Origin of the sequence: Henriciella barbarensis, from assembly GCF_003576345.1 — a bacterium.
GTDB classification, from domain to species: Bacteria; Pseudomonadota; Alphaproteobacteria; order Caulobacterales; family Hyphomonadaceae; genus Henriciella; species Henriciella barbarensis.
In genome coordinates, this window is record NZ_QWGB01000014.1 from 256,096 (window position 1) to 282,770 (window position 26,675).

Sequence of the window (26,675 nt, forward strand, 5' to 3'; positions counted from 1 at the left end):
GGCAGACAAAAAATGAAACGGGTTTAGGAGGAAACAATGCCACGTCTTGCAGGCATCAATCTGGTGGGTGTGCTGGTCTCAGCCATCCTCATCTATTTTATCGGCTTTCTCTGGTACGGATTGCTCTTTTCCGAAGTGTACATGAGCGCCCATGGCATCTTCATCAATGACGCTGGAGACGCGATAAGCTTCCTGACCTCGGGCGGTGTCGCGACTGAGGGCCAGGAGGACGCCAATCCGATGTGGATGCTGGGCGGATTTCTTGTGCCCGTCATTCTGTCGTTCGGCTTCGCGTGGCTGATGCGCAAAAGCGGCGTGGCAGGTCTCGGTGCAGCCGTGTCGTTCGGTCTGACGCTGTCGCTCCTGATCGGCGTTCCCTTAATGGCGTATGATTTTTTCTATACGCCGTGGCATTCAGCTGGCGGCCTCCTGGTCGACCTGTCTCATACCGTCGTGACATTCGTCGTTGGGTGCGCAGTGCTTTCAAAACTGGACTGAAGACCGCAAGAAGCCCCGGCATGTTCTGTAATGCCGGGGCCTATGGCCGTGGTAAATGCTATCTGCGCCTAGCTTATCCTGGCCGGAACAGTCTGCAGCTCGATGTCCACGGTTCTGGACATGACGGAATTGCCAAGATCAGTGTTCATCGCCACGTCCGATGCGCGAATGCCTTGGGCAAGCAGTTCCTTCATGACGCTTGCCCGACGATCTTCGGCGAGCCCAATGACGGGCGCTTCAGTGGAACTGTCGCCAGCGATCGCCGTCGTGTTAAGGCGCTGTACTGAGCAGCCTGCCAGTTGTTCGCTCACCTCGCTGATGGCATCGCGCGCAAACGGGGTGAGTGTCGCTGTGCCGGGCTCAAAATAGATTTTCAGCCGGACAAGGTCACAGCCTGAGGGCTGCGGGGCGTAATAAGGCTCTGTCGGTGGAGGCGTACGCGTCTCGTCTGCGAAAGCAGGGCCACCCGCCAGCGCGAGGCCCATCATGCAGGGCAGGATATAGCGTTTCATCTCAGTGCTCCTTGCTGACACACTGAAGACAGAACGCACTTCCCGCAAAATGGTGCCGAAAAACGTTAATATCCGGCGCTGCAATGAGCTTGCAAAGGGAACTTGCCCCGCCATCCTGCACGGCGTAAAGGGCAAGTGTTGCCGGTATAGCTCAGCTGGTAGAGCACCTGATTTGTAATCAGGGGGTCGGGGGTTCAAGTCCCTCTGCCGGCACCATTATGACGCTCTCACGACGCTGAAATCGCTGTGTTTATTGGGGTTTGGCAAATCCTTTTGATACACTAATGGGTACACAGCGATATGACATTCAGCGTTTCAGGCGAGGTCGCCTGCTGCTATTTCACAAAGCTCAGGACTAGCAGCTCACCCCTTCAAAGACATCTTGGTCGGTTCCTCGAAGTCTGCCTCAAGGCAACTTTGAAGACGGTTGACGTATGTGCGGAGGGTATTCGGACATGCTCATGAAGATAGACTACCTTCAGCGCCGTGGAGGCAAGCTTCGGTATCGCCGCCGCATCCCCGAGGACATCAGGCCCTACTTCGGCGGACGGGCTGAGATTGTTCAATCGCTAGGGCTCAATGCCGGGGACGAAGCAAAAGCCATTGCGCTAATCAAGCGAATTGACCGCGATATCTCGGTTCAGTTCCTCGAGGCGGCGAGAGCTGCTCATCGTAAAGAGGATCCTGCTGTCTTGGCAAAGCTTGCCGAGGAATGGGCGATTGCTAACAAGTTTCTAGGCGTTGACAGGTCTGGTTTGGAGAACCCCTACGATCCCAAGGGGCCATCCAATTATGATACTTGGCTGGACGGAACTATTCACGCAGCTGAACAGAAGATCGGCACAGAGCGCGAACTGGATCTGTCGGACCTGAGCCTTGAGGATCAGTATCGCATTGAAACGGTGAAGTCCGGTAAGCGCGTCACAGCGCCTCTCACAATCGAGACCGCCATTGAGACTTACGCTACCATGAGGCACGCGGGCGAGCTTCCAAAGGCAGAAAGCGCCGCGTTCAGCCAGCTTCGCGAATGGCTAGGAAAATCTTCGACTCGCTACCTTTCTGAGTTGAGCCGCTCAATGGCGCGAGAGTTTCTGGGACATCTAGCGAATGCCCGGCAGCAGCGAGCAGGGACCATACGGCGTCGATTGAACTCTCTGAGGGCGCTGTGGAGCTTCTCGATCGACCACTATGAGCTGACCTTTGCGAACCCGTGGGCGCGCTTGGAGGTGCCTGTGGCTACGGAGCTGAAGCCCGTTGAAGAGCGCCTGCCATTTAATGCGGCGCATTGGGACAAGATCGATACCCTCCTCATGCAGGCTTCGGGCGACATCAGAGATGTTCTTCTCCTCCTAAAGTTTACGGGATGCCGCCCACTGGAGATTGCTGGACTGGCTGTAGACGACGTCGTGAGGATGGACGGCCTAACGTGTCTGCGTATCCGCAAGAATGAGTTCAGGCGCATCAAGAACCGCGAAAGCGATCGCTTGGTACCCTTGGTCGACCCACAAGCCGTATCGGTTATTGAGAGACGTCTGGGTGAAACAGGATCGCTCTTCCCTGAAACTTTGCACGGAACCTCAAATCTCAGCGCGAGGCTGAACCATGCCATCCGAAAGGCAGGTATTCCTCAATCCTCACGACTGACAGCTTACTCCATTCGTCACTCGGTTACTGAAGCGCTGCGCGTCGCGGGTGCACCTGATCATCACATGAAGGCCATACTCGGGCACGCCGATGCAACCACGACCGCGCGGTACGGTGCTGGCGGTGTCGACGTTTCAGATCTCGCGCGTAGCTTACAGATGGCCCAAGCTCACCTTGGTAAGGTGCCACTCCACATTTATGAAGCTGAAGAGCTGCTCGATGTAGACGCTACGCCCATCTAGGAAAACCTGCGCTGATTGAAGGAGCGCGACCAAAAGTTGTCGTATAGGAGAAACCAGCTGGGTTACCTCGGTGGTTGCCGAGAACCCCGCGTAAAAGAGAAAGCGGCAGCGGCATCGATTTCTAGCGCAAAAATCTGAGCGCCGTCTAGATCTCGTGATCGTGTCGCTTTCCCCCCCTGGGGTAGGTGCTTGTTCGGCGACGTTCTGCTACCACTTTCCCACGATGCCTGACTACCAGACCCTAATGCGTCCTGTGTTGCACTATGCCCGAGAGGGAGAGGTCCGCATCAATGACGCGGTCGACAAGATAGCGGATGAGTTTGAACTCTCTCCTGAAGAACGCGAGGAATTGCTTCCCAGTGGAAGGCAGACCGTCATCTACAATCGGACGCAATGGGCGAAGACATACCTGAAGCAGGCAGGGCTGGTTCGTGCGACCCGTCGTGCACACTATGAGCTAACTGATCGGGGCCGCGAGGCTTTGGATCAGTCTGCTCAACTTACCAACCGTCACTGTCTGAAGCAGTTCGCTGAGTTTCAAGATTTCCAGTCTCGATCCAGATCAGAAGAGGACGTCGCAGAACAGACTGCTGAGCCGTTGGCAGGAACGCTCGATGAGACCCTGCAACGCGCTCACCGGCTCATCAATGAGAGCCTGCAGAGGACCTACAATATCGGCTGCCGCGACGAAGAGGTACTTTACCTCAAGAAGGTCGATGAGGACTTCTTCGAGTAACGTCATGTAACGCCTGTGTATCACTTTAGGGTTACCCATCTTCCTCGTAGGACGGACCCCATTCCCAAACTTAGTGAGTGTGGGGCTCCGCAGCCGTAATCCCTCGTATTAGGAGACGCCTGAACACGGCACCTACGCATGGGACTGGAACGCTCGACTGTTTGCTCGTTGATGCGCGTGAGAGACCCACTATCGTTTCGTTCGGTCGGCGAAAGCAAGGCTTCTGAACGCTTAACCGCCTTGTAAGGACCCACCCAAAGGCATCCCCCAAGGCCTTCACTGAGCCAGTCTCTGAGTGAAGACCATGGATAGGGGGATACATCCAACCCCCAATGCTCAGAGAGCGCCTTGTGCCTCTCTTAGCTGAACTCCCGCAATTAGCTGGCCCTGCCTCACTGCGCTCCTCGACGTAGAGGCGGCTTGCTTTGGCCAACGCCACAGGACTTACCCAATGACAAACCGAATGAAGACCAGGCCATGGTGCCCGGATACCGTACCTATGAGCATCGCAGCCGAGCAGCTCGTAGACTTAGCTCTAGAAGAACAGTTCCAAGCTCGACGGTCTCGTCAGGCTGATCAAGGAAAGGTTGCCCGACGCAGCAAGGGTCTCACCGCCACGAAGGAGCGTGCGTCTGTGGCAGCGATTACGCTGGATGTGCTGGCCCATCACCAAAGTGGTGACCGCGTCCCCTTCATCTTCAAACTTAACAAAACTTGGCTCTCCCGAGGCCCTGAGGAGCAGCTAGCTCGCAATCGCGCGGTGGGCGACCGAGTAAGAGACCTGGAGGAGGCAGGATGGCTCCTATGCAATAGGTCGTTCCGTTTCAACAACTGCTACATGACGCGGCTTCAGGCCGGTCCAAGGCTCATCGAGGCTTCAGAGGCCGTTGGCTTGCAGCTGAACGATATTGGATACGAAAGCGCTCTCCCAATCATCGAGCTGAAAGGCCCGAAGATCGGTGCTAGGAGAGAAACTCTCCCTCTGCCAAAGTCAGCCCGTGTCGACGCTTACCTAAGGCAGCTTGCGGAGCTTCAGGCCCATCTGAACAGCGCAAAACTGACAGAAGCAGGGTCTGGTAACTTCCGCATCCACACAAGTTGCCGGGTGGTTTCCCGAAGCTTTCTTGACGGCTCTCTGGAAAGAGGTGGGCGTCTGAATGGTTCTGCATTCTGGCTCTGCCTACCCAAGGAGCAACGTCGAGCTAACCTACGCATCTCCGGTGAACCAATCGCCGAAGTCGACATCCGGGCGGCAGTCCCCGCTATAGCGTACGCCTATGTGGGGCAGTCTCCCGACGGCGACCCTTATGCTCTCCCGCAAGCCCCGGACATACCTCGCGACGCCGTAAAGAAAGTCATGATGCAGATGTTCTGGTCGGAGATTAGCTCCAGATCGCGTCTACCCGACGAAGCCCGTCTGATGATACCAGACGCCTATACAGCGAAGCATGTCTACAGCCGGATCCGAGAGCGTAACGCACCCATCGCTTCGTTGTTGGGGCGCTCGGACCCCTTAGGTGCCAAGCTGATGTGGTTTGAGAGTGAGATCATCATGGAGGCGACGCTTCGGTGTTACACAGCGGGCATCCACGCGCTGCCGCTGCACGATGCTCTTTTGGTTCCCGCGAGTGCCGCTGAGCATGCCAAGGAAATCCTGCAGGCAGCCTTCGTCGACCGGATGAGGAAAACTCCTGAGGTGACGATAGAGCGGTTCTAGGGGCTACTCACGAGGCTCATCGCCCTTCTTCGCTGGCGCGGTGATTGAGGCGCTTTTCGATGTCCAGCAAGCGGTTGGTCTTCTCGCTGGAAAATCGGATGCATATGCCGTCCACGTCGGGCAAGCCTGAAGCATCGGCGACACTTTGGGCAGCTCCAATCGCTTCCTCGTACTCCTGTAGTTCGGCCTCAGTGACCAATTTGGATGCCATCTAGTTTCGTCTCCTGGTTGTGGTGGGCACTGGGTGCACAGGTGCTGTCTGACTACGCTTCCCACGCAGTGCTCTCATAGATGTCTCGATGGCTGCCGACGCGAACGACCGCCATTCCGAGTGCCTTCAAAAACGGGAAGCGGTGTCGGAGTCGCTCGCTGTCCCGCGCTACATACCAGAGGGGGCGTTTAATATCAGGATACTTTCGATGCAGTCTGGCACGTTCTAGGAATAGCCAGCGCATAAAGGTCTCGTCCTTGTGAAAGCCAAAGCCGATCACGGCCATCGGATTGAAGAAGAAAGCCTCCAGCCACGACCTTTGCCCAGGCCAGGTCTCTGACTTGCCTTCAACGTAGTTGTGCAAGGCCCGTCTGTTCTTGATCCAGCTCTCAATCCGGCTGACCGATCCCATATAGTCGACCAGGCCAAGCCTGATGCTTTGCTTGTACCGGATGAAACCATGCGGATGCCAAACCGCGAAGTTGCGGCGGACATTCTTGACCTGATTGTATGCGAAATGCGCCCGGAAGGGATAGACATAGACATTCTCGTCTACTCCAAAGAACTCAAGACCGCTTGCCTCTCCAAGAAGTGCATCGAAGTTCATGGAGAGTATCGGGGTTTGGTTCGACGATGCCCACTTGATGACGCGAGCGTGCACCTCTGAGGGATGCCACAGCTCCATCATCGACCGGACTTCGCCCTTCAGGTCTTCTCGACTTTCGTTTGGGGCAGCAAGGTCGAGAATGTCGTACCGCTCCGTGTTCGACATTTCTCTAAGCTCAGAAGTTGAGAGGATCAGATTTCGGCGCTTTGCAAGCCGGTTGAGAAGATCCTCCCAACTAGCGTTCCCAGAGTCTGCATACTGATTGATGCCATTGCCAAGTAGAAGGGCAGGCGGGTCATCTTGGTTAAGCACATCATCAAGCGGTGTTGCCATAAGTCTGTGCAATCCTCGTGTATCAGCTTAGCTTCCGGATCTCGTATTCGCGCTCAACCAGCCACGTGAAAAGCACGAAGTCGCCCTCGTGTACTTTTGCTGCGGCAAAGAACGCACCCACCTCGCTGCGGCAACGCAGGAAGAGCTTGTCTTCGGGTAGGTCAGTCTGGACCGTGCCGCCTGGTATGAAGGTTACGCTAATCTCACGGCCAGGAGAGGCGGCGTTCGTTCCGCCTATAGCGTCATCCGGGATGAGACTAAGAGCGCTGCGCAGATATAAGTGATTGTTACGGATGTTGCCGCCGGTCACTTCAATCACTTTCGCGTCGTAGGTCTTTGCCTGTACCATTTATTCTCCCTGAGGTCGCGTCGTGCGCTACTGCACGATTTTCACTGTGACGCCCAGTTTCCGCGCGAGCGGCTTCAGGCGCGATGGGAGCGGTTGCTCTATGGCGAGCACGACTACGACATTCGTTTCAATGCCGTTAGCTTCCCTCATCGCCTCATACACCGCGCGGTACTTGACGCATTGATAGATGCCGCGCTCCAAGTCGTGTTCATTTGAGCGACGTGATTTCACTTCAACAAGGCGTATTTCTGCTTTGCCTATGATGCACACATCGACCACATCGCCGGACTTCAGCGAAACCTCCGGCTCAGGTTTGAGCCAACTCGGCTTGGCGTCGACGAGCGCGGGATTAGCGATAATTCGCTCTTTCAGAGCCTTGTGCTCGGGGCTCTCTGCGTCTCCGCCTCGGGGCTGACCAGGCGAAGTTGATCGGTCGATCTCAGTCCCTGTCTCAGGTGCCGTCCGGGCTGTGTCAGGCAGCGACGTACCAAATAGAGTCTCTGCGATCGCGTCCCATTCCTCGAAGGCGTAAACCTCTGCAAGGGCGCGATTGATTAGGTCTTGCCTAAGGCTCTCGCTTCTTTGGATTTGGCTCAATCGCTTGTTGTAGCGAGCAGCCAGGAACTGATCGGCACCCCCGCTTGCTATTCCGGAACTCTGGTTCACTGCGAGCAGGTTCAGCAGCGGCGCATCTGGAAAGCTCTCCAGAATGCGTTCCATCAAGGCTCCAACCGGATGACCGATCTGGGTAGAGAAGATGCGGCCCTCAATTTTGAGATCGTGCTCCAATTTCTCAGCGATCTGTCCGTAAGTGATGGTCGCGTGTTCCTGAGCTGCGGCGACCAAGTAGGCCATTGTATGGGGAAGGCCGTCTGACGTGAGCTGGCTTAGGGTGTATCTTGGCATCATGCCGGTTCCTTATGGAGGCGCTTCAGGAGCTCGCTAGCGGGTTCATCCTTTGGGTCCTGCGGGACCAGCTCGCCGCGAAAGGCCTTGGCGAGGACGGCGCGGTCCAGTTTGTCGAGACGCCCACGGGAGGAGCGTGCGGCATTCGCCAGTGTGTCGATTTGGGTTAGAGCCTCCTCGACCCGGCGCACGATCACTTCTTGTTCCTCAGGCGGAGGCAGAGCGATGTGCATGGCACGAACTTCAGGGAAGTAGATAGTGGTGTGTGTTGTTCCCTTGCCGAACCGCCGGATAGCGTCGCCCTCGGCCATCAGCACGTACATCAAGTACTTGGGAACGAGGAGTTCGCCGCATGTCCAGGTCACGAAGTCCTGGCTCGTGGCCATCTCTTCACCCATGATGAAGACGTATCCTACTGAAGCGGTGCGAGAGAGGCAGACAGTGCCAGCGGGCAGCAGTCGGGACGCGGAGTTATCCAATCCGGCCTGACTCACCGTCTGCAGCGTCTCGTAGATTGTCTGCCCATGATGGAGCCGGGCGTCTTTGATGCCGATCCATTTGATGCCGCCATGCCAGTACTCGGGCTTCGAGCGGCTGGGAGTGTGCCCAGTTTCCTGGCGTGCCAGGTGGTTCAAAGCGGCCCATTGCCAGCCTTCGGGTAGTTCTCTCTCAGGTGCGTTGAGCGCCAAACCCCCGATACCGTCGACCACGCTGTCTGACGCGACGCGCCCGCCGCGTGGCTGTTCGGGCGGAGTGTAGGTTTGCAAAAGCTCAGGCACTGACAAAGGATGATTGTTTGTGCGCCAGTCGGTTGTGAGTTTTCCACGAGCGCCCGCCAAGAGCACAGCCTGCCGATACTGCTCGACCAGGGTTTCGACGCGGGTGAGGGCGGTGCGGGCTTCGGTGGAGGCGGTGGTCAGGCTGTCCAGCTTCTCCACGATCCGCTTCTGCTCGGCGAGTGGGGGGAGGGGTACACGGAATTTCCTAACGTCTGCCAAGTTCAATCTTGGGACGGCAGTGCCGAGTCTGGACCCGCCGTATTGATCGGTAGCGAGAGGCGACTTCAGAAAGTGCGTGGCGAAGTCGGCGTCCAGCAGTTGTTTATCAAAACGAATACGGCATGAAGACTGAGTGATGTTTCCACCCGACAGCCACTCTGGTACTCGTGCAATCTTTCCGATGGTCCCGACGATTGAGAGGATTATGTCACCTGTCTGGAGCGTCGATCGCCGGTATCTGTCTGCGATTTCTGGTGAGGTTCGTCTTATGCTGGCGCGGTCAATTCTGCCCGTTTGATCTATCTCCGTAGGCCGGACATAGGGAACGCCGTCCGATACGTTGTCTTTTGGCTGAAGGATGCCATAAATAATCGGCGCATCGCCCTCACAGCAGTTTGCTAAGTCCGTTTCACTCCAATTGCTTGGCAGCCCACTCATTCCGCTGCGACGAGCGCGTCCTCGTCCTCCCCTTCAAGCTCTGCCGTCAGCGTCTCGATTGCCGCCATGGCTATCTGCAACTCGCTCATGATGGCAGCTGCGATGTCTTCGGGCTCGCCGATCTCTTCGGTTTCGCTCTCGTCGCGTAGCCAGGTGATGTCGAGATTGTCCCCACGCGCCTCAATCGCCTCGCGGGTAAAGCAACGGAAACGGCCTTCTTCGCCTTCATCTTGGCGAGCCTCTGCGGCGTAGGCTTCCACGAAGGGCTTCAGGTGCTCTGGCGTCAGCGGCGCTGTCTTGCCGAAGGCGGGCATGTTGGCGCGCATGTCATAGACCCAGACTTCCTGCGTGGTCTTCGATGCGCCCTCATCGGCTTTCTCAAGGAAGATAACATTGGTCTTCACGCCCTGCGCATAGAAGATGCCAGTCGGCAGGCGAAGAATGGTATGGAGGTTGGCTTCATCCATGATCTTCTGGCGAAGCTGTTTGCCCTTGCCATCTTCGAAAAGGACATTGTCCGGCACAACGATGGCGGCGCGCCCGCCCGGCTTCAGAGAGCGCAGGCAGTGCTCTACGAAGGGAAGCTGGTAAGAGCTCACTGAGTGAGTGATGGTCAGGTCATCGCGCGTAGGCCGCCCGCCCGCGGGGCCAAAGGGCGGATTGGTGAGGATGAGGTCTGCCTTGGACAGCGAAGCGCCCGCAGGAGACAGGGAGTCAGCCAGTAGGACATGGTCAGAGTCGACGCCGTGCAGGTGCAGGTTCATCAGGAGAAGGCGGTAGGTGCCTGGCACGTTTTCGATGCCGTGATAGGCGTTGCGCGTCTGGAAGACCTGTTGCTTCTCTGTGAGGTCCAGATAGTCGTCGGTCTTCCTGCGAATGTGCGTATCAGCAGCGATGATGAAGCCGCCTGTGCCGAGGGCGGGGTCTTGGATGACCTCACCGGGCTGCGGGTCCATCAGCTCAACCATAGCCTCGATCAGCACGCGCGGCGTGAAGTACTGACCCGCGCCTTTCTTGGTCTCTTCTGCGTTCTTCTGGAGGAGGCCTTCATAGAGGTCCCCGAAGCTGTCGCGGTCGGCAGAGTACCAGTCCAGCGCGTCGATAGAGGAGACAAGTTTGGCGAGGTTCACAGGTTCGCGTAGGAAGGTGGACGCATTGTCAAAGATCGCAGAGACACGGCGAGGAAGCTTGTTTTCAGGGTCGCCAAGCTCCGTCAGCAGGCGGCGGTAGTGCGTGAGCTGGTCGATGCCTTCGCGCGCTGTAATGGTGCTCCAGCGATATTTCTCAGGCAGAAAGTCATCTTCGCGGCCCTGCTCATGCATCATCTTGAGGAAGAGTAGATAGGTGAGCTCTGTGACGTATTGCTGATAGGTGATGCCGTCCTTGCGGAGGATCGCACAGAGCCGCCACAGCTTGTTCACGAGATCGGAGGAGGGGTTCATGGGGTATCCTTAGCGGGCAATGCTAGCCTGTATCCTGGGCAGACCAGACAGCTTCGTTGATGTCACCAAGAACAGACTCGAGGTCACCGTCAAAGGCCTGATTGCTGCGGTTCCAGCCGCCGAAATGCTGGAAAGCAGGCGCTGACAGCGTCTCGCGGTCTGCCACGGGGTGTTCCTTGAGCGCGTTTCCGATGCGCCTTAGCCATTGGCGCTGCTCTGATGTCCATGATCGCGACTGGGTCAAGCGCTGGATGGCATTCTCCACCCGCGTCTCATAAGGCACCAGAGGGTCGCCCAGAGCGGCTTGACGGACGAAGCCCAGAATATGTGCGGCGATATCGGCATTGCGCGCACGGCCATAGGCGGCCCGCAGCATGGGATAGGAGAAGTTCTCCTCATCCAACGCCAGGGCAAGCTCCTTGAGGCTTTGACGAGTCAACTCTCTAGGTCTCTGCGTTGCGGCTATCATGCCCGCAGAAGCATTGAGATTGTCGCGGATGTAGCGCTCGAAGGCTTCGATATAGTCCTCTGGCGTCAAATCGTTTTTGAAGATGTCCTCAATCGCGATGAGCTCATCCTCATGCTCGGAGATGGGTACGCCGGGGCGTCGGCCTTTGGCGGGCGGCTCATCCAGGGTGGCGATGATCCTCGGGTGCGCCTCAAGATAGGCTGCCAGCTCTGCCGATGACTTCTTCTGGAGCTTGTCGGCGAGTGCTGCCGCGTTCTCGCCAGTGACGTCCTCAAGCGTTTCTGCCTGCTTGTCTGTGAGCCTTGGCACCCTGCGGCGTACCTTCGCCACGATCTGCTCCTGGACGCGCTTGCGGCTTGCCTCATCGGGCGCGTTGGCCAGGTCGGCTGCGAGCTGCGTGAAGCTGAGGTGGGGGTTGGTCACGACGGGCCGCATGTCCGTCATGGACTGCAGGTTGTCGTAGAGGTCGACTGCGTCGAAGATGCGGAACTCGGTCTTGTTGATCTCTGGGCAGAGCCTCGTCGCACGCCCGATCATCTGATCGTAGAGGATGCGGCTGTTCACGCGGCGCACGAAGACGAGGTTCGTGATTTTCGGGATGTCGACGCCAGTGCTGAGCATATCGACGGTGACAACGTATTTGGGGCGCGCGTCGCTGCGATAGCGCCGGATCGCGTCTCCAGCACGGTCAGTCTGCCCGGTGATCTTCATGACCAGGTCGTTTGGGACGGCATCCTCGCCATACTCTGCCTTTAGCTCCTCGTTCAACAAGCGGACCAGAAGATCGGCATGGTCGTCTCGTGCCGCGAAGATCAGCGTCTTGCCGTCTTCATCTGGGGGCACCTCTGATGCAATCGTTTGGGCAACCACTCTGTTGAACGGTTCCGTGTAGACGCGCTTGTTAAACTGCTGCACCTCGAAGCCCATGTCGTCAGGTAGTGTCGCGGTGTCGATCACGCCCGTCGAAGGGTCGAGGATAGAGACCTCTTCGCCGCCCTTGAACGTGATGCCAGCAGTGTTGAGCGCCGTGACAATCCGTTTCGGGGGCAGGTGATCAGTCAGGTAGCCGTCGACCACGGCCTGACGGTAGCTGTAGCGATAGACAGGTGCGCCGAAGATTTCTGTCGTCTGTAGAGCGGGGGTCGCAGTCAGACCCACTTTGACGGCGTCGAAGTAGTCGAGCACGCGGCGATACTTCGAGAGATAGTCCTCGGTGGATCTGAACTCGATATCTTCATCGCTGAGCTCCCCATCCAGTGCGTAGCCCCGGTGGGCTTCATCGACGATCACCAGGTCATACATGCCGGGTGTTGGTCTACCCTCAGAGCTTCTGAAGACCCTCGCCACCATGGACTGCACAGTCGCAACGTGAACGCGTGTATCCTCGTCTGGCATGCCATCGTCCGGTCCAATGACACTGTAGGTGTCAGTGAACTTGAGGAGGCCTTCAAGCTCCGTGTTCGCTAGGCCGTCCTTGGTCTGCTCAGCGAGGGCGTTGCGGTCGACAAGGAAGAGGATGCGCCTGAAGCGGCGGTGCTTGAGCGCTCGGTACATGAGCGCGATCGCCATACGGGTCTTCCCCGTGCCAGTTGCCATACTGATCAGGGCGGTATCGAGACCCTTTCCTATGGCCTCTTCGATCGCGGCGATTGCGTCGCGCTGATAGTAGCGAAGGTTCGCATAGTCGAACGGCTCTTCAGCGAGCGCCTTCTCGCTCATCTGGGGTTCCTGCTCGAGCTTGCTGAGCAAATCTCCCGGGGAATGCCACGCAGGAAGATCGCGTGGATGGTTCATTGAGGAGCGAAGGTCCCGGTACCAGATGCCGGACTTTTCCTTGAGCTGCTTGACGTGTGACCGCCCATTGGTGGCGAAGGCGAAGGGCACCTTGAAGGTTGGCGAGAAGTCACCCTTCGGGTCACGCGGCGCGCCCTCATATGGGGCACCGTCGACAAGGTGTGGATAATCAAGATCGCGCGCGTACCGCTCAGCCTGCGCCAGCACGCCGGGGACGTCTTTGCTCTTTCGTTTTGCCTCGATCACGCCAACGCAGGTCTCGCCAACGAAGAGGGCATAGTCGACGGGTCCGGACTTTGTGGGCCATTCAGCTATGGCCATGCTCTGACCGGGCTGGGGTCGGGTCCCTCGGCTGTAACGCAAGTTCCTATGGTCCGCGCGCCACCCAGCGTCCTCCAGGGCAGAGTCGATGAGGTCTCTTGTGTCAGCCTCATTGAGCTCTACCTGGTCAGCCGCCTGGCTCGCCGCCTGACTTAGCTGAGCCTCCGTCGGCGCACCCTCAGATAGGGCCTCAGTGCGTAGTCTTGCGAGTTCTGCCTGAAGCTCTTCGAGCTCTACAGTCTGGTTCTTTGCCGCTTCAAGGAGACGCTCACGATCCCGTTTGATGGCATCAAGGCGGACAGAGCTGACGGCTTGTGCCTTCTGGGCAGCGCTGAGTTCCTCTGTGAGCTCTCCCAGCTGCGCCCTGAGGTCCTCGGCAGGGTCTTCGGTCGGGGGCGGGATAAACCGCAGTGACGGGTCGACGGTGATCTTGCGGTAGGCGCGTACGTACCACAGCGAAACCTTCTGGGCGAAGCGCAGGCAGGCCAGGGCATCATTAGCTGTCGACTTCAGCTCGTGGTTCGCCTCGTTGCCCCGCTTGCGGATGAAGTGAAGCATATCCGCGATCGACTTCGGCAAAAGCCCGTTGTTCTGAAGCGCGTTGAGCAGGTCGACCTGCTTGCTTGGGAAGTCCTGCGTCCGGTTGGAGTGGGCTGCGATCTGCTTGGCAACGGACTCACCGAACTGGCGTGACTTTAGCAGCGACGTGTTCGGGTCCTGCGTGAACAGAGCCTCCGCCAGAGAAGTCAGCCGATAGAGCAGGGGTTCATGCCCCTCCAGGAATGCAAAGTTGACGCTCTCCATGCCTGTAGGCCCAGCTCCCTATCGCCCTCGATCAACCCGTATCATTACAGGTTTTAACTTTCTAGGCTGAGGTGAGTCAGCTTATTTCTTGCCACTCACCATTCGCCGAGCCCCGAATTATGCGAAAGAGATGCTCGCCGTCGAACTCGACAGCAATCCAGTTGCCGCGTTGCCAGTATCCACGTGCAGCATCAATTATGTGCGACCACCTAGCATTGTTAAGCCCGCTATTGGCGATGGGCTGACCATCAAATTTCCACTTGTTTTGATCGGCGGGCATCCACCTTTCAATCTTGAAGACTCCTTTGCTAAGCCCTCGATCTAGGCCAACGGCCACGGCGTCTGAGCGGTTTCGCCAAGTCTCACCGATGCCCCAATCGCCTCGTGTGGCAGCGTAGACGTCGTTGTCCGCCACTTCTTGCAATGCGTTTTGAATTGGAAAGACATACACTGAGGAAATCGCGTTAGCAGGATCTACCGGTCTAGCTCTCAGAGTCTCTAGCTCGGTGGGCAAAACAGCGCCATGAACTGCAGCATGATTGCCCGCCCGAGCGTTCAGTAGCTGCCCGTTCTGAGACGCATTGATGCCGCTCATCACTGCAGCCTCAGCGATCTCGGCCTCTCTCTGTGAGGCGTATCCGCGGCTGACGATTTGCCAATCAACGTACTCGTCTGCATGCCAGATCTCTGCAATGCGCCGCGTCTTGCTGGTATGTTCCTTCGGGTCGCCGGGGTCCTCCGCCTTCAGCGCTTCATTCAGATGGGATACAGCGCGGGCGCCAACGCCTTCCCCAACGTAGAACACCTTGTTGTCCCTCGGGTCACGTAGAAGGTAAACATAATGCTTTAGATGTTCGGCTGAGAGTTCGTTAAGAAGCTTCTCATGGTTCTCAATGAGCCCCCTCAGACTTTGTATCTCATGCATGCTGACAGCCTCCATTCATCGCCTTGATTAGATAGTTGTCGAATGTCAGCTGAAGAGCAACTTGCTCACCACAAATCGATACACGGGAGCTTGACCATCGGCACACTTAGTCATACTTCGAAGACGCCAAATCCCAGTATTCACGGGCGATTGCAGTCCATGAGGCTTTCCGCTGGTCGCCCTCTGCCGGCACCATTCAAATTATACGTAATTTGCACCGACTGCAGCGTTTGTTGCGAAACCGTCATCTGGTTCGTCTAGTATTCTCGGTCTTTGATAGCGTTGCGTCCGGAGATTCTTATGCGGTTTGGAGTAGTGCTTGGCCTGGTTCTGCTGGCGGGTTGCGGTGCAAAAGTGCCAGAGATCGATTCTCCTACGCCCGTATTGCCGGACGCGGAAGCGCCGACCGTGTTCAGCCGCGCTTATAGCCTGACAGAATCTCCTGACGGGACGATTCGTGTGTTTGCGAAAGAAGCGCGCGATTACACTCATATTTACGAGATGCGGAAGCAGAAAGACGGTTCCTGGTCAGAGCCCTCCAGGCTCGAATTTCCAACACGGATCAAGCTGACGACCCCATCCTTCAGTCACGCTGACGGCGCGCTCTATTATTCCTCCGATGCGGACATTTATGAGCGCGGGCAGCGCGATGCGAATATCTGGCGTGTAACAGCTGAAGGCGATGGCTGGGGAACGCCAGAGCCTCTACCGGCCTCAATCAATTCAGGCGCGGACCAGCTGAATCCCGCGATGGATGCGCAGGGGCGTCTCTACTTCACCGATAATGGTTACGATAGCGCGGGCAGTCACGACATCTTCGAAGCCAGCATGGACGAAGCGGCCGGCGATTGGACTGTCTCGGCCATGCCCGACGCGTTCAACACCTTCCGGGCTGAAGCACATGTTGCAGTTGCGCCGGATGGCGGACGGATCTTTTTCTACAGCGCGCGGACGCCCAAACTTGGGAGCGTTGACATCTGGACCGCGGAGCGTGGCCCGGATGGGACCTGGGGTGAGCCCCGGAATCTCGGTGAGCCGGTCAACACATCCGGGATCGACTTCGGCGCGGGAATCTCCGGGGACGGATCAATCCTGTTTTTCTCGCGCGACGGGGAGCTGATGATGATCTCGCTCGATGCGGCGCTTGCAGGCGTCGGGTCGGTGGACGGCATCGATCCGTCGGTGGGTGCCGCAGACTAAGCTCACGCTAAGGGCCTTTCACGCTACAAAACCAAACTTGTGGACACTCGAAAAGCGACCGCCTTGTGCAGCATTTTTCAATATGGATCACTTGCGCTACAAGTCCTGATGGTCTTCCCGAGGCGAATCTCCATGTCTTCGCGTGCTTTTATAGGGCAAGTGTTGCACGGCTAATAGACCGTCATTTGCAACATGCGCAGAAATGCAGTCTCAATACTATGGTTATATGTATTAATTCACACATGTCATATCCGTGACAGTCATGTGAAGCTTTCATGATGTCGTATTACTGTCTTCGGGCTGTGTCATAGCGCCCTCGAGATCGGGAGTAGGCAGGGGCTGTTTTCCCCGATCCGTGTGATTTGGACTCAGTTATCCCTGAAGGGGGCTTCTCTATGACAAAGGCGAACACCATGCGTCTGGCTTTCACGACGAGCGTTCTCGCGCTCGCCGTTGCGGCCTGTTCGGACACCAGCATTTCTTCACCAGGCGCGCCGGCTGTTCCTCCGCCGCCGCCACCGCCAACTTCGCCGCCCCCACCACCTCCATCTTCTTCCTCGATCCAGCTCATCCCATCTGCGGGTTGCCCGTCTGGCACGACCGAGATCACGCTGCCTGCAATCGCTTCTGAAGGCCTTGCCAGTGTTGACGTCTGCGCCATCGGCGACACATCCGGCGGCGAAACGACCATCACCCAGGATGTCACGATCCCGGCGGGTGTTTCGGTCGCCATCCGCGGCGCCGTCTTCATCGGGGAGGACGGCGGTACGTCGGCGACCCTGACCCTGGGCGAAGGCGCACGTCTGTTCGGTGCAGCAGTCGACGGCACCGGCGATGGCTCGGACGATTACATCGTTATCAGCCGCGGTTCACAGATCGATGTGAACGGCACTGCGACCGGCGTCGTTCGCATGACCGCGCGTGCTGCTGTCAACGACGAAGAGGCTGGTTCCAGCCTCATCGACAACTCGACCAACGCCCAGTGGGGCGGTCTGATCATCAACGGTTCCGCACCGATCAACGCCTGTATCGACTCAACGGCAACCGGCGGCACGGCGAGCTGTGAGAAATCCGGCGAAGGTGCTTCGGGCCTCTTCGGCGGCGCGGATGCAGCTGACGACTCCGGTGAAATCAACTATCTCAGCGTTGAGTATGCCGGCGCCCGTCTTACCAACGAAGACGAACTGAACGGCATCGCCTTCCAGGGTGTCGGCAGCGCAACCGAAGTTTCTCACGTTCAGGTCCACAACAACCTCGATGATGGTATCGAATGGTTCGGTGGCACCGTGAATGCCCGCTACGTCGTCGTCACTGGCGCTGGCGATGACTCGCTCGACTGGACTGACGGCTGGCAGGGCAATGTGCAGTACGCCGTTGTCTACTCTGACGTCCCGTCCTCCGGCGATCCACGCGGAATTGAGGCTGACAACCGCGACGGCGACAATGACAAGGCGCCATTCTCGCGCCCGAACCTCGCCAACTTCACGCTGATTGGCACGTCCGGCAACCAGCAGGGCATCCTGCTGCGCCGTGGTACGCGCGGTAATATCGTGAACGGTATCGTCGCTGGTGGTTACACGCCGGGCCTCGATATCGATAGCGATCAGACCTACGCCAACCTCAACGACGACACGCTGAACGTTGAATCGCTCTTCATCGACGCGGCACAGACGCTCGCAACCGATAGCGATGACGGCCCGCTGCCTGCCTATGCTGCAACGAACAACATCATCGGCGGTGAAAACTCCCTGCAGAACCGTTTCTTCCCGGGCACACAGGAGCTTAACGTTACGGCTTCCAACATCCTCGACGGCAACTCCTTCTTTGATGATGTGAGCTTCGTTGGTGCCTTCTCTGCGAGCGAGACGCTTGCCAACAACTGGGCAAACTTTGCTCAGACCGGCACGCTCTTTGCTCCTGTTGGTTGCCCAATGGGTACTACGGAGGGCGGCACGCTGGACGGCAAGACGCTCTGTCTCGTTCCCGGTGGCAACCTGACCTCCAACCTCACCCTCTCAAACGGCGACCAGCTGATTTACGAATTGGACGGTGTCGTTGCTGTGGGTGTGGACCTTGGTCCGGATCCATCCTCACCCCTGCCGGGCGGCGTCTCTGCAACGCTCACCATCGAGCCGGGCGTCACGGTCGTTGGTGCCGACGCCGACGCTTACCTCATCGTTCGCCGCGGCTCGCGCCTCGTGACCAACGGAACGGCGAACGCGCCTGTCGTCTTCACCGCACGCAGCGCGATCGAAAATCCTTCGTCGATCGAAGCTTCAACCAAAGGCATCTGGGGCGGTATCGTCATCAATGGGCGCGCGCCGATCAACGCCTGTATCGACGCAGGTGCGACCGGCGGTACGGTCAGCTGTGAGAAGTCCGGTGAAGGTGCTTCTGGCCTCTTCGGTGGCGCGACCTCTACGGATGACAGCGGTCGTCTGCGTTACACCCGCGTTCAGTATGCTGGTACCCGCCTCACCAATGAAGACGAGCTGAACGGCATCGCCTTCCAGGGTGTCGGTAGCGGTACGGAAGTCAGCTACGTCCAGGTTGCGAACAATCTCGATGACGGCATCGAATGGTTCGGCGGCACGGTCTCTGCAGACCACGTGGTCGTCACCGGCGTCGGCGACGACTCCCTCGACTGGACCGATGGATGGACGGGCTCGCTTCAGTACGCGATTGCCTATCCAGGCGTTTCGCCAGACATGTCGGGCGACCCACGCGGCATCGAAGCTGACAACCGCGACGGTGATAATGACAAGACGCCTATCTCGGCGCCAAACCTTTCGAACTTCACCCTGATCAACTCGGGCGACTCGGCCACCCAGCAGGGTGTCCTCCTTCGCCGGGGTACGCGCGGCGTCATCGCTAACGGCATCATCGCTGACTGGTCAGTCGGTCTCGATGTCGATAGCGACCAAACCTACACCAACGTCGGTGATGGCACGCTGCAGATCAAATCGCTCTTCCTCGACAATACGGAGAACTTCGCGACTGACGGCGACCGCCCAGGCGGTTCAGGCGAGGGCACGCCAGCCTTCGCTGGCGGTGACAACATCGTCACCGGTGCCAACTCGCTCACTGGCTTCACCTTCGTACCAGGTGCAGCGGGTGTGGTTCCGGGTGGTACCGAGCTTGGCGTGACGCCATTCGCAGTCGGCGGCATCGGCAACCTCCAGTCGACCTCCTACGTCGGCGCGGTTGCAGACAGCAACGACGACTGGTTCCTCGGCTGGACCGTCGACGTCGCAGGCGCGGAAACCAGCAAATAGGCCTTTCGAAAAGATCGGGGCAGGGCGGTTTTCTCTCAGGAGAGACTGCCCTGCCTCATCACATTCAATCGCTCATTCGAGAGGGAAACCTCTCAGCCCGATGGGGAAGTCATGAAAAAACCCTCTAATTACCTGCGCTTCGCATTGCTCGCTGGTGCCTCCGCAGCATGTCTCGCTTCCGCATCGGTTGCGCAGGACACCACCGCCCAGGATACAACTGCAAACGAAGAGGCGGCTGAAGAGTTGCGCCAGCAAAGCGTTGTTGTCCGCGGCCAGTTCATTCCAGACGAGAAGCGTTCCACGTCTGAGGTTTCAAGCCTTATCGACGCTGGCGATTTTCAGGTGACCGGAGACAGCGATGCAGCGGCTGCGCTTGCGCGTGTCGCAGGTATCTCCACCGCTCAGGACCGTTTTGTCTATGTTCGCGGTCTCAATGAGCGCTATTCCAGCGCTACGCTGAACGGTTCCCCGCTGCCAAGCCCTGAGCCACTGCGCCGGGTTGCGCCGCTCGATCTTTTCCCGACTTCGGTTCTGGAAAGCATTCTGGTTCAGAAGACTTTCTCCCCGCAGCTTCCGGGTGAGTTCGGCGGCGGTCTGGTCGACATCCGCACCAAGGCGGTGCCGGATGAAGCCTTCTTCGAAATTTCAGCCTCTGTGTCGGGGGACACGGAAACGACGTTCCAGGATGGCCTTCTCTATGACGGCACCGATCAGGACTTCCTCGGTATCTCCGGCTCTGACCGCGACATGCCGACCATCCCCGAAACGGGCGTCGATTCGGATTTTGCCCGTGCGCTTACGGACAATTCCAGCCTGCTCATTATCCAGGAAGGCACGGTTCCGGCTGATGTCGGCTTTAGCCTGTCCGGTGGGAATCTCTATGAGCTGAACCAGGACATCTCCATGGGTGTTCTCGTTGCCGCATCGTACTCGAATGCCTGGCGCACCCGCCAAGGCACGCGCGGCTTTGCAGACAGCGCGGGCACCGGTCTTTCCGAGCGTTTCAATTACGACTTCTACTCAACGGAAAACTCCGTTGATGTGAACGGCTTCGCGACGATTGGCTTCGACCTCTATGACAATCATGAGGTCAAGGGCACGGCGCTTATTGTGCGTTCTTCCGACAAGGAAGCGCGCACGGTTCAGGGTGTCGATTTTGACGACAATTTTGAACGTGATGACGCGGTTGAATGGTTCGAGCGCCAGCTCTGGACCACGCAGCTCGCCGGTGAGCATTTCTTCCCCGGCCTGATGGACCTCAAGGTCGAGTGGCGCGCTTCCTATTCCGAAGCGCTTCGCGATGCGCCGTATCAGTTCAACATCCTGTATCAGGACTCCGGTAACGGCCTGCAGACGCTTTCGAATGCAGCGGACACCACGTTTGGCTTTAGCCGCATCGATGACAGCTCGCGTGATCTCGGTATCGACTTGGAGCTTCCGCTGACGCTTGGCGGCAGCGATTGCAACTTCTTCTGCGAAACCGATCTTCGGGCCGGTTACGCCTATACGGAGAATGACCGGACGGCGACCTCGCGCCTCTTTGCGATCGAGGGCCTGCCAACCTCCAGCACGCGCATCGATTACCTGTTCAATGCACTCGCAGGCACTGGCGAACTCGGCGTCAGTTCCATCGGCGGTTCGGCTTTCCCGGAACGTTATCAGGCTACGCTTGAAGTGGATGCTGGCTATGTCGGTCTCGACACGCAGATTACGCCATATATTCGCGGCGCGATTGGTGCCCGCTATGAGCGCGCAATCGAAGTCGTCGACACGCTGGTCATTGGCGCAGATCCATCGACCAACTTCGTTGAGGCCTGCATTGAACGTCAGCCTGATGGAAGTTGTGAGCACACTGAAGATGTGCTGCCGGCAGCGACGATCACATGGAACCCGTTTGACGAGCTTCAGGTGCGTGCTGGCTATTCCGAGACTTTGACCCGCCCCCAATTTCGCGAACTGGCACCAACGGAATTCCTCAACACCGAAACCGATGTGAACTTCCTCGGTAACCCGTTCCTCGTGAACGCTGAGATCAAGAATTACGACATCCGCGGCGAGTACTATTTTGGTCGCGATCAGTTCATCACGCTTGGCGCGTTCTACAAGGACATGACGCGCCCGATCGAAGAGATCAACCAGCGTACCGGTGACACGCCGAAAACGACGTTCATCAACGTGCCAAGTGCAGAGCTTTACGGTGTCGAGATCGAATACGAACAACGCCTGCCGCTGTTCGACAAGTTCGGCTGGGACTTCTTCCGCGACCGCGACCTGACGATGAAGGCCAACTATACCTGGTCGGAATCTGAAGTGTCGGCAGGCCGCGATCCGAATGATCTCGGCCTGACCAGCGCAGAATTCTGTGCTCGGTTCGAAGACGAGTGCGTCGTCACCAACCAGCAGCCGCTTGACCCGGAGCCGTTCCTGCTGCCGGGTGCCGGCCTCATCGATGATGGTCGTCAGCTTCAGGGTCAATCAGAGCATCTCGCCAACTTCCAGCTCATCTATGAAGACGTCGACGCGATGCGCGAAGTCAGCCTTCTGATGAACTATGCAAGTGAGCGGATCCGTTCGGGTGAGGCGCTGGCCCTGAACATCCCGGCTATCATTGAAGAGCCGCCGGTCACCGTCGACATCGTCTGGAACCAGGGCTTCATGGCCTGGGGCGGCGAATATGAGTTCTCGCTCAAGGTCGAGAACCTGTTCGGCGACTCGTATGAAGCCTATCAGACCGCCGGCGGCGACCGCGTGGATGTTGATGTCTATGACCTCGGCACGTCCATCGGCTTTGGCCTGAAGCGTCGCTTCTAGACTGCGTGTGGCAGCTGCGCCGCACCTCGGCAGGCTTTCAACGCGTATCAGTTAAGATATACCGGAACGGGGGCAGGTTGATCCTGTCCCCGGACCATTGAGGGATGGTATGAATTTTCAGGGACGAATATCGCTGCCGGACAATGCCGGGCGCCTGCTCGATGGCGTGCGGACAGTCCTGCAATTCGTTCTTGTTGTCGTCATCGCCATGCTCCTCGCACGCATAGGATGGCTGCTTGTTGCGCCATCAGACGCGGTCTCATCGCTGAGGGTGAGTCCGTTGCCGTCACCGATACAGCAGGTCACCAGATCCAGTGCCCGCGGTGATCTCTCCCTGTTAATGACGACCAACCCGTTCGTTTCCTCGGGCCGGGCGCCAAGCGCTGTCCCCGACGCGCCAGAAACGACGCTGAACCTAAAACTGGCAGCGATCTTCATGTCGACAGATCCGGCTGCTGACTCGGCGACGATCGTGACGCCCGACAACCGTTCACAGCGGTTCCAGCCCGGTGATGAGATCATTCCGGGCACAGAGCTTGTCCGGGTGCTGGGCGACCGGGTCATCATATCGCGAAATGGCGCCGACGAGACGCTCATGCGCGGCGGCCGTGAGTCAGGACTTTCGGTTATCGGAGATGCCGGTGATTTGGCTGAAGACCCTTCCACGGCAGAAATGCAGCCTACGCCACTGTTTGAAGCGGGCGTCAGCGCCAGAACGCTTCTCGCCAGTCTCAACCCTGCCGCCGATATGTCGAACGGCGTTGTTGACGCGTTCGTGCTTCAACCGCGTAGCAACCCGGCGATCATGCAACGGGCCGGTCTCCAGGCAGGCGACCGCCTGATCCGTATCAACCAAAAACCTGTCCGTGACCTCGACCCCGCAGCGCTCGCTGCGGAATTGAGTTCGGCGCAGACTGTCAGCGTGACAGTCATGCGTGCCGGGGAGACACAAAATCTCGACATTCGTTTCGAGGAGAGATGACATGATGAAGAAACTCCTCGCGGCTATTGCGATGCTCGGCCTTGGAGTGCAGCCGATGCCTGCTGAAGCGCAGGGTGGGCGCCACGTACTCAGCCTCGACGATGTCGAGATCACTGCCCTGATCGATGACGTCGCGACGATCACCGGCTATACGTTCATCCTGCATCCCGATGTCGGCCGCACGCGTGTAACTGTGCTTTCGCAAACACCGATGACCACGAATGAAGTGTTCGAAGTCTTTCTTTCGACCCTTCGTGTGAACGGTTTTGCAGCCATTCCCGCAGGCCGCGGTGTCTACCGCGTTGTGCCGGAAGTTCTCGCAGTCGGCGAGGCCGGCGGACCGGCAAGTGGGCCAAACGCGTTCGTAACTCAGGTTTTCGCGCTCGACAGTTTCGGGGCTGTTGAAGCGGCTCAGATGTTGAAGCCGATCATTGATGCGCAGGGGCAGGTCGTTGCGAATGCGCGCTCCAACTCAGTGGTCGTTGTCGATTATGCTTCCAACATGCCGCGCATCCGCGAAGTTATTCAGTCACTCGATTCTGCAGACCGCTCAGAGCTTCGCACAATATCGCTCAAGAGCGTTCCGGCGCGTGAGATGGAGACAATCCTCGTCAACCTCCTCGGCACGCAGGATGGCAATGTGCGCGAAAACTTCGAGGTAACTGCCTCGCAGACCAGCAATTCCGTGATCATTCGCGGGGATGCGCCGACCGTCGCGCGGGCCGTTCAGGTCGCGACTGAACTCGACGCCGCGGAGCCGACGCGTGACAATATCCGTGTCATCTCTCTCAACAATGCGACGGCGGAAGAGATCGCGCCGGTTCTGGAATCGCTTGCTGCGACCATGGCGGATCAGCGTGGCCCCGCCGAGAATGCTGCGCCGCCCGCGACCATCGCCGCGCATGTAGAGTCGAACTCTCTTGTGATAAGCGCGACGCCGGACACACTCCTGGCGATGGAGCGCGTTATCGATGCGCTGGACCAGCGCCGTGCGCAGGTGCTTGTCGAAGCGATCATCGTGGAGATGTCCGACGATACGGCGCGCGAGCTTGGTGTTCAGTTCCTGCTATCGGGTACGGGCGACAGCACCACACCTTTTGCATCGACGAATTTTTCCCGTTCCGCGCCGAACCTGCTGGCGCTTGCTGGCGCGATCATCGACCCCGATATCGGCGGCGGTGAGGGCGGCAACCAGTTCACCAATGCGGCGATCAACTCACTGCTTGGCGTGAATGGCAGCGTCCTTGGCATCGGCGGTCAGGATGGCGACACACTGTTTGGCGCGATCATCAACGCAGTCGAGCAGGACACGAATTCCCGTGTTCTTTCCAAGCCGTTCAACATGACGCTCGACAATGGAACATCGTCTCTTCTGGTCGGTCAGGATGTACCGCTGACGTCAGGCGAAGTCCTCGGAAACGACAACTCCAACCCGTTCCGCACGGTAGAGCGTGAGCAGGTCGGCGTTAAGCTCGAAGTCACGCCCCGTATCTCTTCCGACAGTACGATCCGCCTCGATATCTATCAGGAAGTCTCCAGCGTCGATGACTTTATCGGCGGCGGCTTCTCGCCCGATATCATCCTGAATACGCGGGAATTCCGCACCAGCCTTCTGGCTGATGATGGCGAGATCATCGTGCTCGGCGGCCTGATTGAGCAGACAGACTCGACAGTCAATTCCAAGGTGCCGTTCCTGGGCGACATTCCGGTCGCCGGAAATCTCTTCAAGTCCGAAGGCCGGTCCAATACCCGCACCAATCTGATGATCTTCATCAAGCCGACCATCGTGCGCAGCCGCGGTGATGCCCAGAACGTGACCGCCCGAAACTACAACTATATCCGCGCGCAGGAGCTCCTGCGTGCGCAGGAAGGCGAAATCACCCTCGATACCTTCCTCGACGAAGTGCTCGGCCCACCGGCGACCAGCGAATAGACCGCAGGCTGCAGCCTGCAGATTGAGTAGAGATGAGCGAGACTGCGACCGAAATCCGAAGCCTCACCTATGCCTTTGCAAAAGACAAAGGCCTCGTGGTCATGGGCGAAGAAGACGGCGCGATCAGCCTTGGTGTGCGCGCGGGCGCTGACCCTATGGCGATCATTGAAGCGCGCCGTGCGCTCGGTCGTCCGCTACGCTTTACTTCCCTCGATGCCGGCCGTTTCGAGCGTGAGCTGTCAGAGGCCTATGCCCGCAGCGCAATCGAGACCGAAGAAGCCGACGCCATGGACAGTCATGGCGACCTCCATTCCCTGGTCGACGACATCCCGCAGACAGCTGATTTGCTCGACGGCGATGATGACGCGCCTGTCGTGCGGCTCATCAATGGTCTCATTTACGAAGCCGTCAAACGCCGCGCTTCCGACGTACATATTGAGCCGCATGAGGATAATCTCTCGGTCCGCTACCGGATCGATGGCGTCCTGCAGGAAGTGCTGACCCCGTCGCGCAAGCTCGCCGCGCCGCTGACAAGCCGGGTCAAGGTGATGGCGCGTCTCGACATTGCAGAGAAACGTATCCCGCAGGATGGCCGTATCTCGCTGTCCATTGGCGGCCGCTCCATTGACGTGCGCGTTTCCACGCTGCCATCGCGCTATGGTGAGCGGGTCACGATGCGCCTTCTCGATACGCGCAATGCGCTCCTCGGCCTTGATGAGCTTGGCATGGACCCGGAAACGCTCGCTCGTTTTCGGACTGTCCTCGCCCAGCCGAACGGCATCACGCTCGTCACCGGGCCGACCGGGTCCGGCAAGACGAGCACGCTTTATTCGGCGCTGTCAGTGCTGAACAATGGCCAGCGCAATGTGATGACGCTGGAAGACCCGATCGAGTATGGTCTGGACGGCATCAGCCAGACACAGATGCACCACAAGGTCGGCCTTACCTTTGCGGCCACTTTGCGCGCGATCCTTCGCCACGATCCGGACGTTGTTATGGTCGGTGAGGTGCGTGACCTTGAGACGGCAAAAGTCGCGTTCGAGTTCTCGTCGACGGGCCGCCCGGTCCTCTCGACCGTGCACACCAACTCGTCAGTCGGTGCGATCCAGCGCCTGCGCGATATGGGCATTGAGCCCTACGTCCTTGCCGCCACCATGCGGGCTGTGCTGGCCCAGCGTCTCGTGCGCAAGCTCTGCGATACCTGCAAGACGCCGCACGAAGCGACACCTGAAGAAAAAGCGATGTTCGCGATCCCCGAAGGCGAAGTGCACACCTTCTATCGGCCGAACGGCTGCATGGCTTGCGCCCAGACTGGCTATCAGGGGCGCCTCGGTGTTTATGAACTGCTGCTGGTCGATCAGGAGATGAGACGCCTTATCCGCGAAGACGTGTCCGAGGATGAGCTGGAAGCGCGTGCATTTGCCGATCACGATACGCTGTTCCGGAATGCTGCGCGCTATGTCACGAGCGGTCAGACCAGCGTCGAAGAAGTCCTTCGCGTCTGCCGCAAGGATGAGGACGCCTGATC

General features: G+C 58.3%; 19 protein-coding genes and 1 tRNA gene. 11 read left to right on the forward strand and 9 right to left on the reverse strand.

Annotated features, from left to right (window positions below):
* Window positions 1-36 precede the first annotated feature (36 nt).
* Complete coding sequence (locus D1224_RS15625; RefSeq protein WP_119380858.1) at window positions 37-498, forward strand: DUF1761 domain-containing protein; 462 nt, start codon at window positions 37-39, stop codon at window positions 496-498.
* Between the two features lie 68 nt (window positions 499-566).
* Here the strand turns inward: D1224_RS15625 and D1224_RS15630 are convergent, their stop codons facing one another.
* The gene (locus D1224_RS15630) at window positions 567-1,010 is read right to left on the reverse strand and encodes an OmpA family protein (RefSeq protein ID WP_182482335.1); all 444 of its coding nucleotides are present in this window, start codon (window positions 1,008-1,010) and stop codon (window positions 567-569) included.
* 140 nt (window positions 1,011-1,150) lie between these two features.
* Between D1224_RS15630 and D1224_RS15635 the strand changes: the two genes are divergently transcribed.
* The 4 genes from D1224_RS15635 to D1224_RS15650 all read left to right on the forward strand — a co-directional run bounded on the left by D1224_RS15635 (window position 1,151) and on the right by D1224_RS15650 (window position 5,349).
* Window positions 1,151-1,226, forward strand: a tRNA-Thr gene (locus D1224_RS15635).
* 239 nt (window positions 1,227-1,465) lie between these two features.
* Window positions 1,466-2,896, forward strand: a complete 1,431-nt coding sequence (locus D1224_RS15640) for a tyrosine-type recombinase/integrase (RefSeq protein ID WP_182482336.1) — start codon at window positions 1,466-1,468, stop codon at window positions 2,894-2,896.
* Between the two features lie 223 nt (window positions 2,897-3,119).
* Window positions 3,120-3,632 carry a winged helix-turn-helix domain-containing protein gene (locus D1224_RS15645; protein ID WP_119380861.1) on the forward strand — a complete coding sequence of 171 codons (513 nt, stop codon included), beginning with the start codon at window positions 3,120-3,122 and terminating at the stop codon, window positions 3,630-3,632.
* A gap of 838 nt (window positions 3,633-4,470) precedes the next feature.
* Entirely contained in the window at window positions 4,471-5,349 is an 879-nt protein-coding gene (locus tag D1224_RS15650) for a hypothetical protein (protein WP_147372417.1), read from the forward strand.
* A 16-nt stretch (window positions 5,350-5,365) separates the two neighbouring features.
* On the opposite strand, the gene D1224_RS15655 is transcribed toward D1224_RS15650, so the two are convergent.
* The 8 genes from D1224_RS15655 to D1224_RS15690 all read right to left on the reverse strand — a co-directional run bounded on the left by D1224_RS15655 (window position 5,366) and on the right by D1224_RS15690 (window position 14,961).
* Window positions 5,366-5,560, reverse strand: a complete 195-nt coding sequence (locus D1224_RS15655) for a hypothetical protein (protein ID WP_119380863.1) — start codon at window positions 5,558-5,560, stop codon at window positions 5,366-5,368.
* 52 nt (window positions 5,561-5,612) lie between these two features.
* Entirely contained in the window at window positions 5,613-6,500 is an 888-nt protein-coding gene (locus tag D1224_RS15660; RefSeq protein WP_119380864.1) for an SIR2 family protein, read from the reverse strand.
* Between the two features lie 22 nt (window positions 6,501-6,522).
* Window positions 6,523-6,849: a hypothetical protein gene (locus D1224_RS15665; protein ID WP_119380865.1), complete on the reverse strand. Its 327-nt coding sequence runs from the start codon at window positions 6,847-6,849 to the stop codon at window positions 6,523-6,525.
* A gap of 27 nt (window positions 6,850-6,876) precedes the next feature.
* On the reverse strand, window positions 6,877-7,758 hold the full coding sequence (locus tag D1224_RS15670; RefSeq protein WP_119380866.1) for a hypothetical protein: 882 nt from the start codon (window positions 7,756-7,758) through the stop codon (window positions 6,877-6,879).
* The gene (locus tag D1224_RS15675) at window positions 7,755-9,191 is read right to left on the reverse strand and encodes a restriction endonuclease subunit S (RefSeq protein WP_119380867.1); all 1,437 of its coding nucleotides are present in this window, start codon (window positions 9,189-9,191) and stop codon (window positions 7,755-7,757) included. Before D1224_RS15675 ends, D1224_RS15670 begins: the two co-directional genes overlap by 4 nt.
* On the reverse strand, window positions 9,188-10,633 hold the full coding sequence (locus D1224_RS15680) for a class I SAM-dependent DNA methyltransferase (protein ID WP_119380868.1): 1,446 nt from the start codon (window positions 10,631-10,633) through the stop codon (window positions 9,188-9,190). The genes D1224_RS15675 and D1224_RS15680 overlap by 4 nt, the downstream gene beginning before the upstream one ends.
* A 22-nt stretch (window positions 10,634-10,655) precedes the next feature.
* Window positions 10,656-14,021 carry a type I restriction-modification system endonuclease gene (gene hsdR / locus D1224_RS15685; RefSeq protein ID WP_119380869.1) on the reverse strand — a complete coding sequence of 1,122 codons (3,366 nt, stop codon included), beginning with the start codon at window positions 14,019-14,021 and terminating at the stop codon, window positions 10,656-10,658.
* A 76-nt stretch (window positions 14,022-14,097) separates the two neighbouring features.
* Window positions 14,098-14,961 (reverse strand): LEM-3-like GIY-YIG domain-containing protein, encoded by an 864-nt coding sequence (locus tag D1224_RS15690; RefSeq protein ID WP_119380870.1) that lies wholly within the window; start codon window positions 14,959-14,961, stop codon window positions 14,098-14,100.
* A 285-nt stretch (window positions 14,962-15,246) separates the two neighbouring features.
* Between D1224_RS15690 and D1224_RS15695 the strand changes: the two genes are divergently transcribed.
* The 6 genes from D1224_RS15695 (at window position 15,247) to gspE (ending at window position 26,673) form a co-directional block, all read left to right on the forward strand.
* The gene (locus D1224_RS15695) at window positions 15,247-16,146 is read left to right on the forward strand and encodes a TolB-like translocation protein (protein ID WP_119380871.1); all 900 of its coding nucleotides are present in this window, start codon (window positions 15,247-15,249) and stop codon (window positions 16,144-16,146) included.
* 395 nt (window positions 16,147-16,541) lie between these two features.
* Window positions 16,542-19,421: a hypothetical protein gene (locus tag D1224_RS15700; protein ID WP_119380872.1), complete on the forward strand. Its 2,880-nt coding sequence runs from the start codon at window positions 16,542-16,544 to the stop codon at window positions 19,419-19,421.
* A gap of 111 nt (window positions 19,422-19,532) precedes the next feature.
* Window positions 19,533-22,232: a TonB-dependent receptor domain-containing protein gene (locus D1224_RS15705; protein WP_119380873.1), complete on the forward strand. Its 2,700-nt coding sequence runs from the start codon at window positions 19,533-19,535 to the stop codon at window positions 22,230-22,232.
* Window positions 22,233-22,341: 109 nt separating this feature from the next.
* Complete coding sequence (locus tag D1224_RS15710) at window positions 22,342-23,214, forward strand: type II secretion system protein N (RefSeq protein WP_119380874.1); 873 nt, start codon at window positions 22,342-22,344, stop codon at window positions 23,212-23,214.
* A 1-nt stretch (window position 23,215) separates the two neighbouring features.
* On the forward strand, window positions 23,216-25,147 hold the full coding sequence (gene gspD / locus D1224_RS15715; protein ID WP_233350584.1) for a type II secretion system secretin GspD: 1,932 nt from the start codon (window positions 23,216-23,218) through the stop codon (window positions 25,145-25,147).
* A 32-nt stretch (window positions 25,148-25,179) separates the two neighbouring features.
* Complete coding sequence (gspE, locus tag D1224_RS15720) at window positions 25,180-26,673, forward strand: type II secretion system ATPase GspE (RefSeq protein WP_119380875.1); 1,494 nt, start codon at window positions 25,180-25,182, stop codon at window positions 26,671-26,673.
* Window positions 26,674-26,675: the final 2 nt, after the last annotated feature.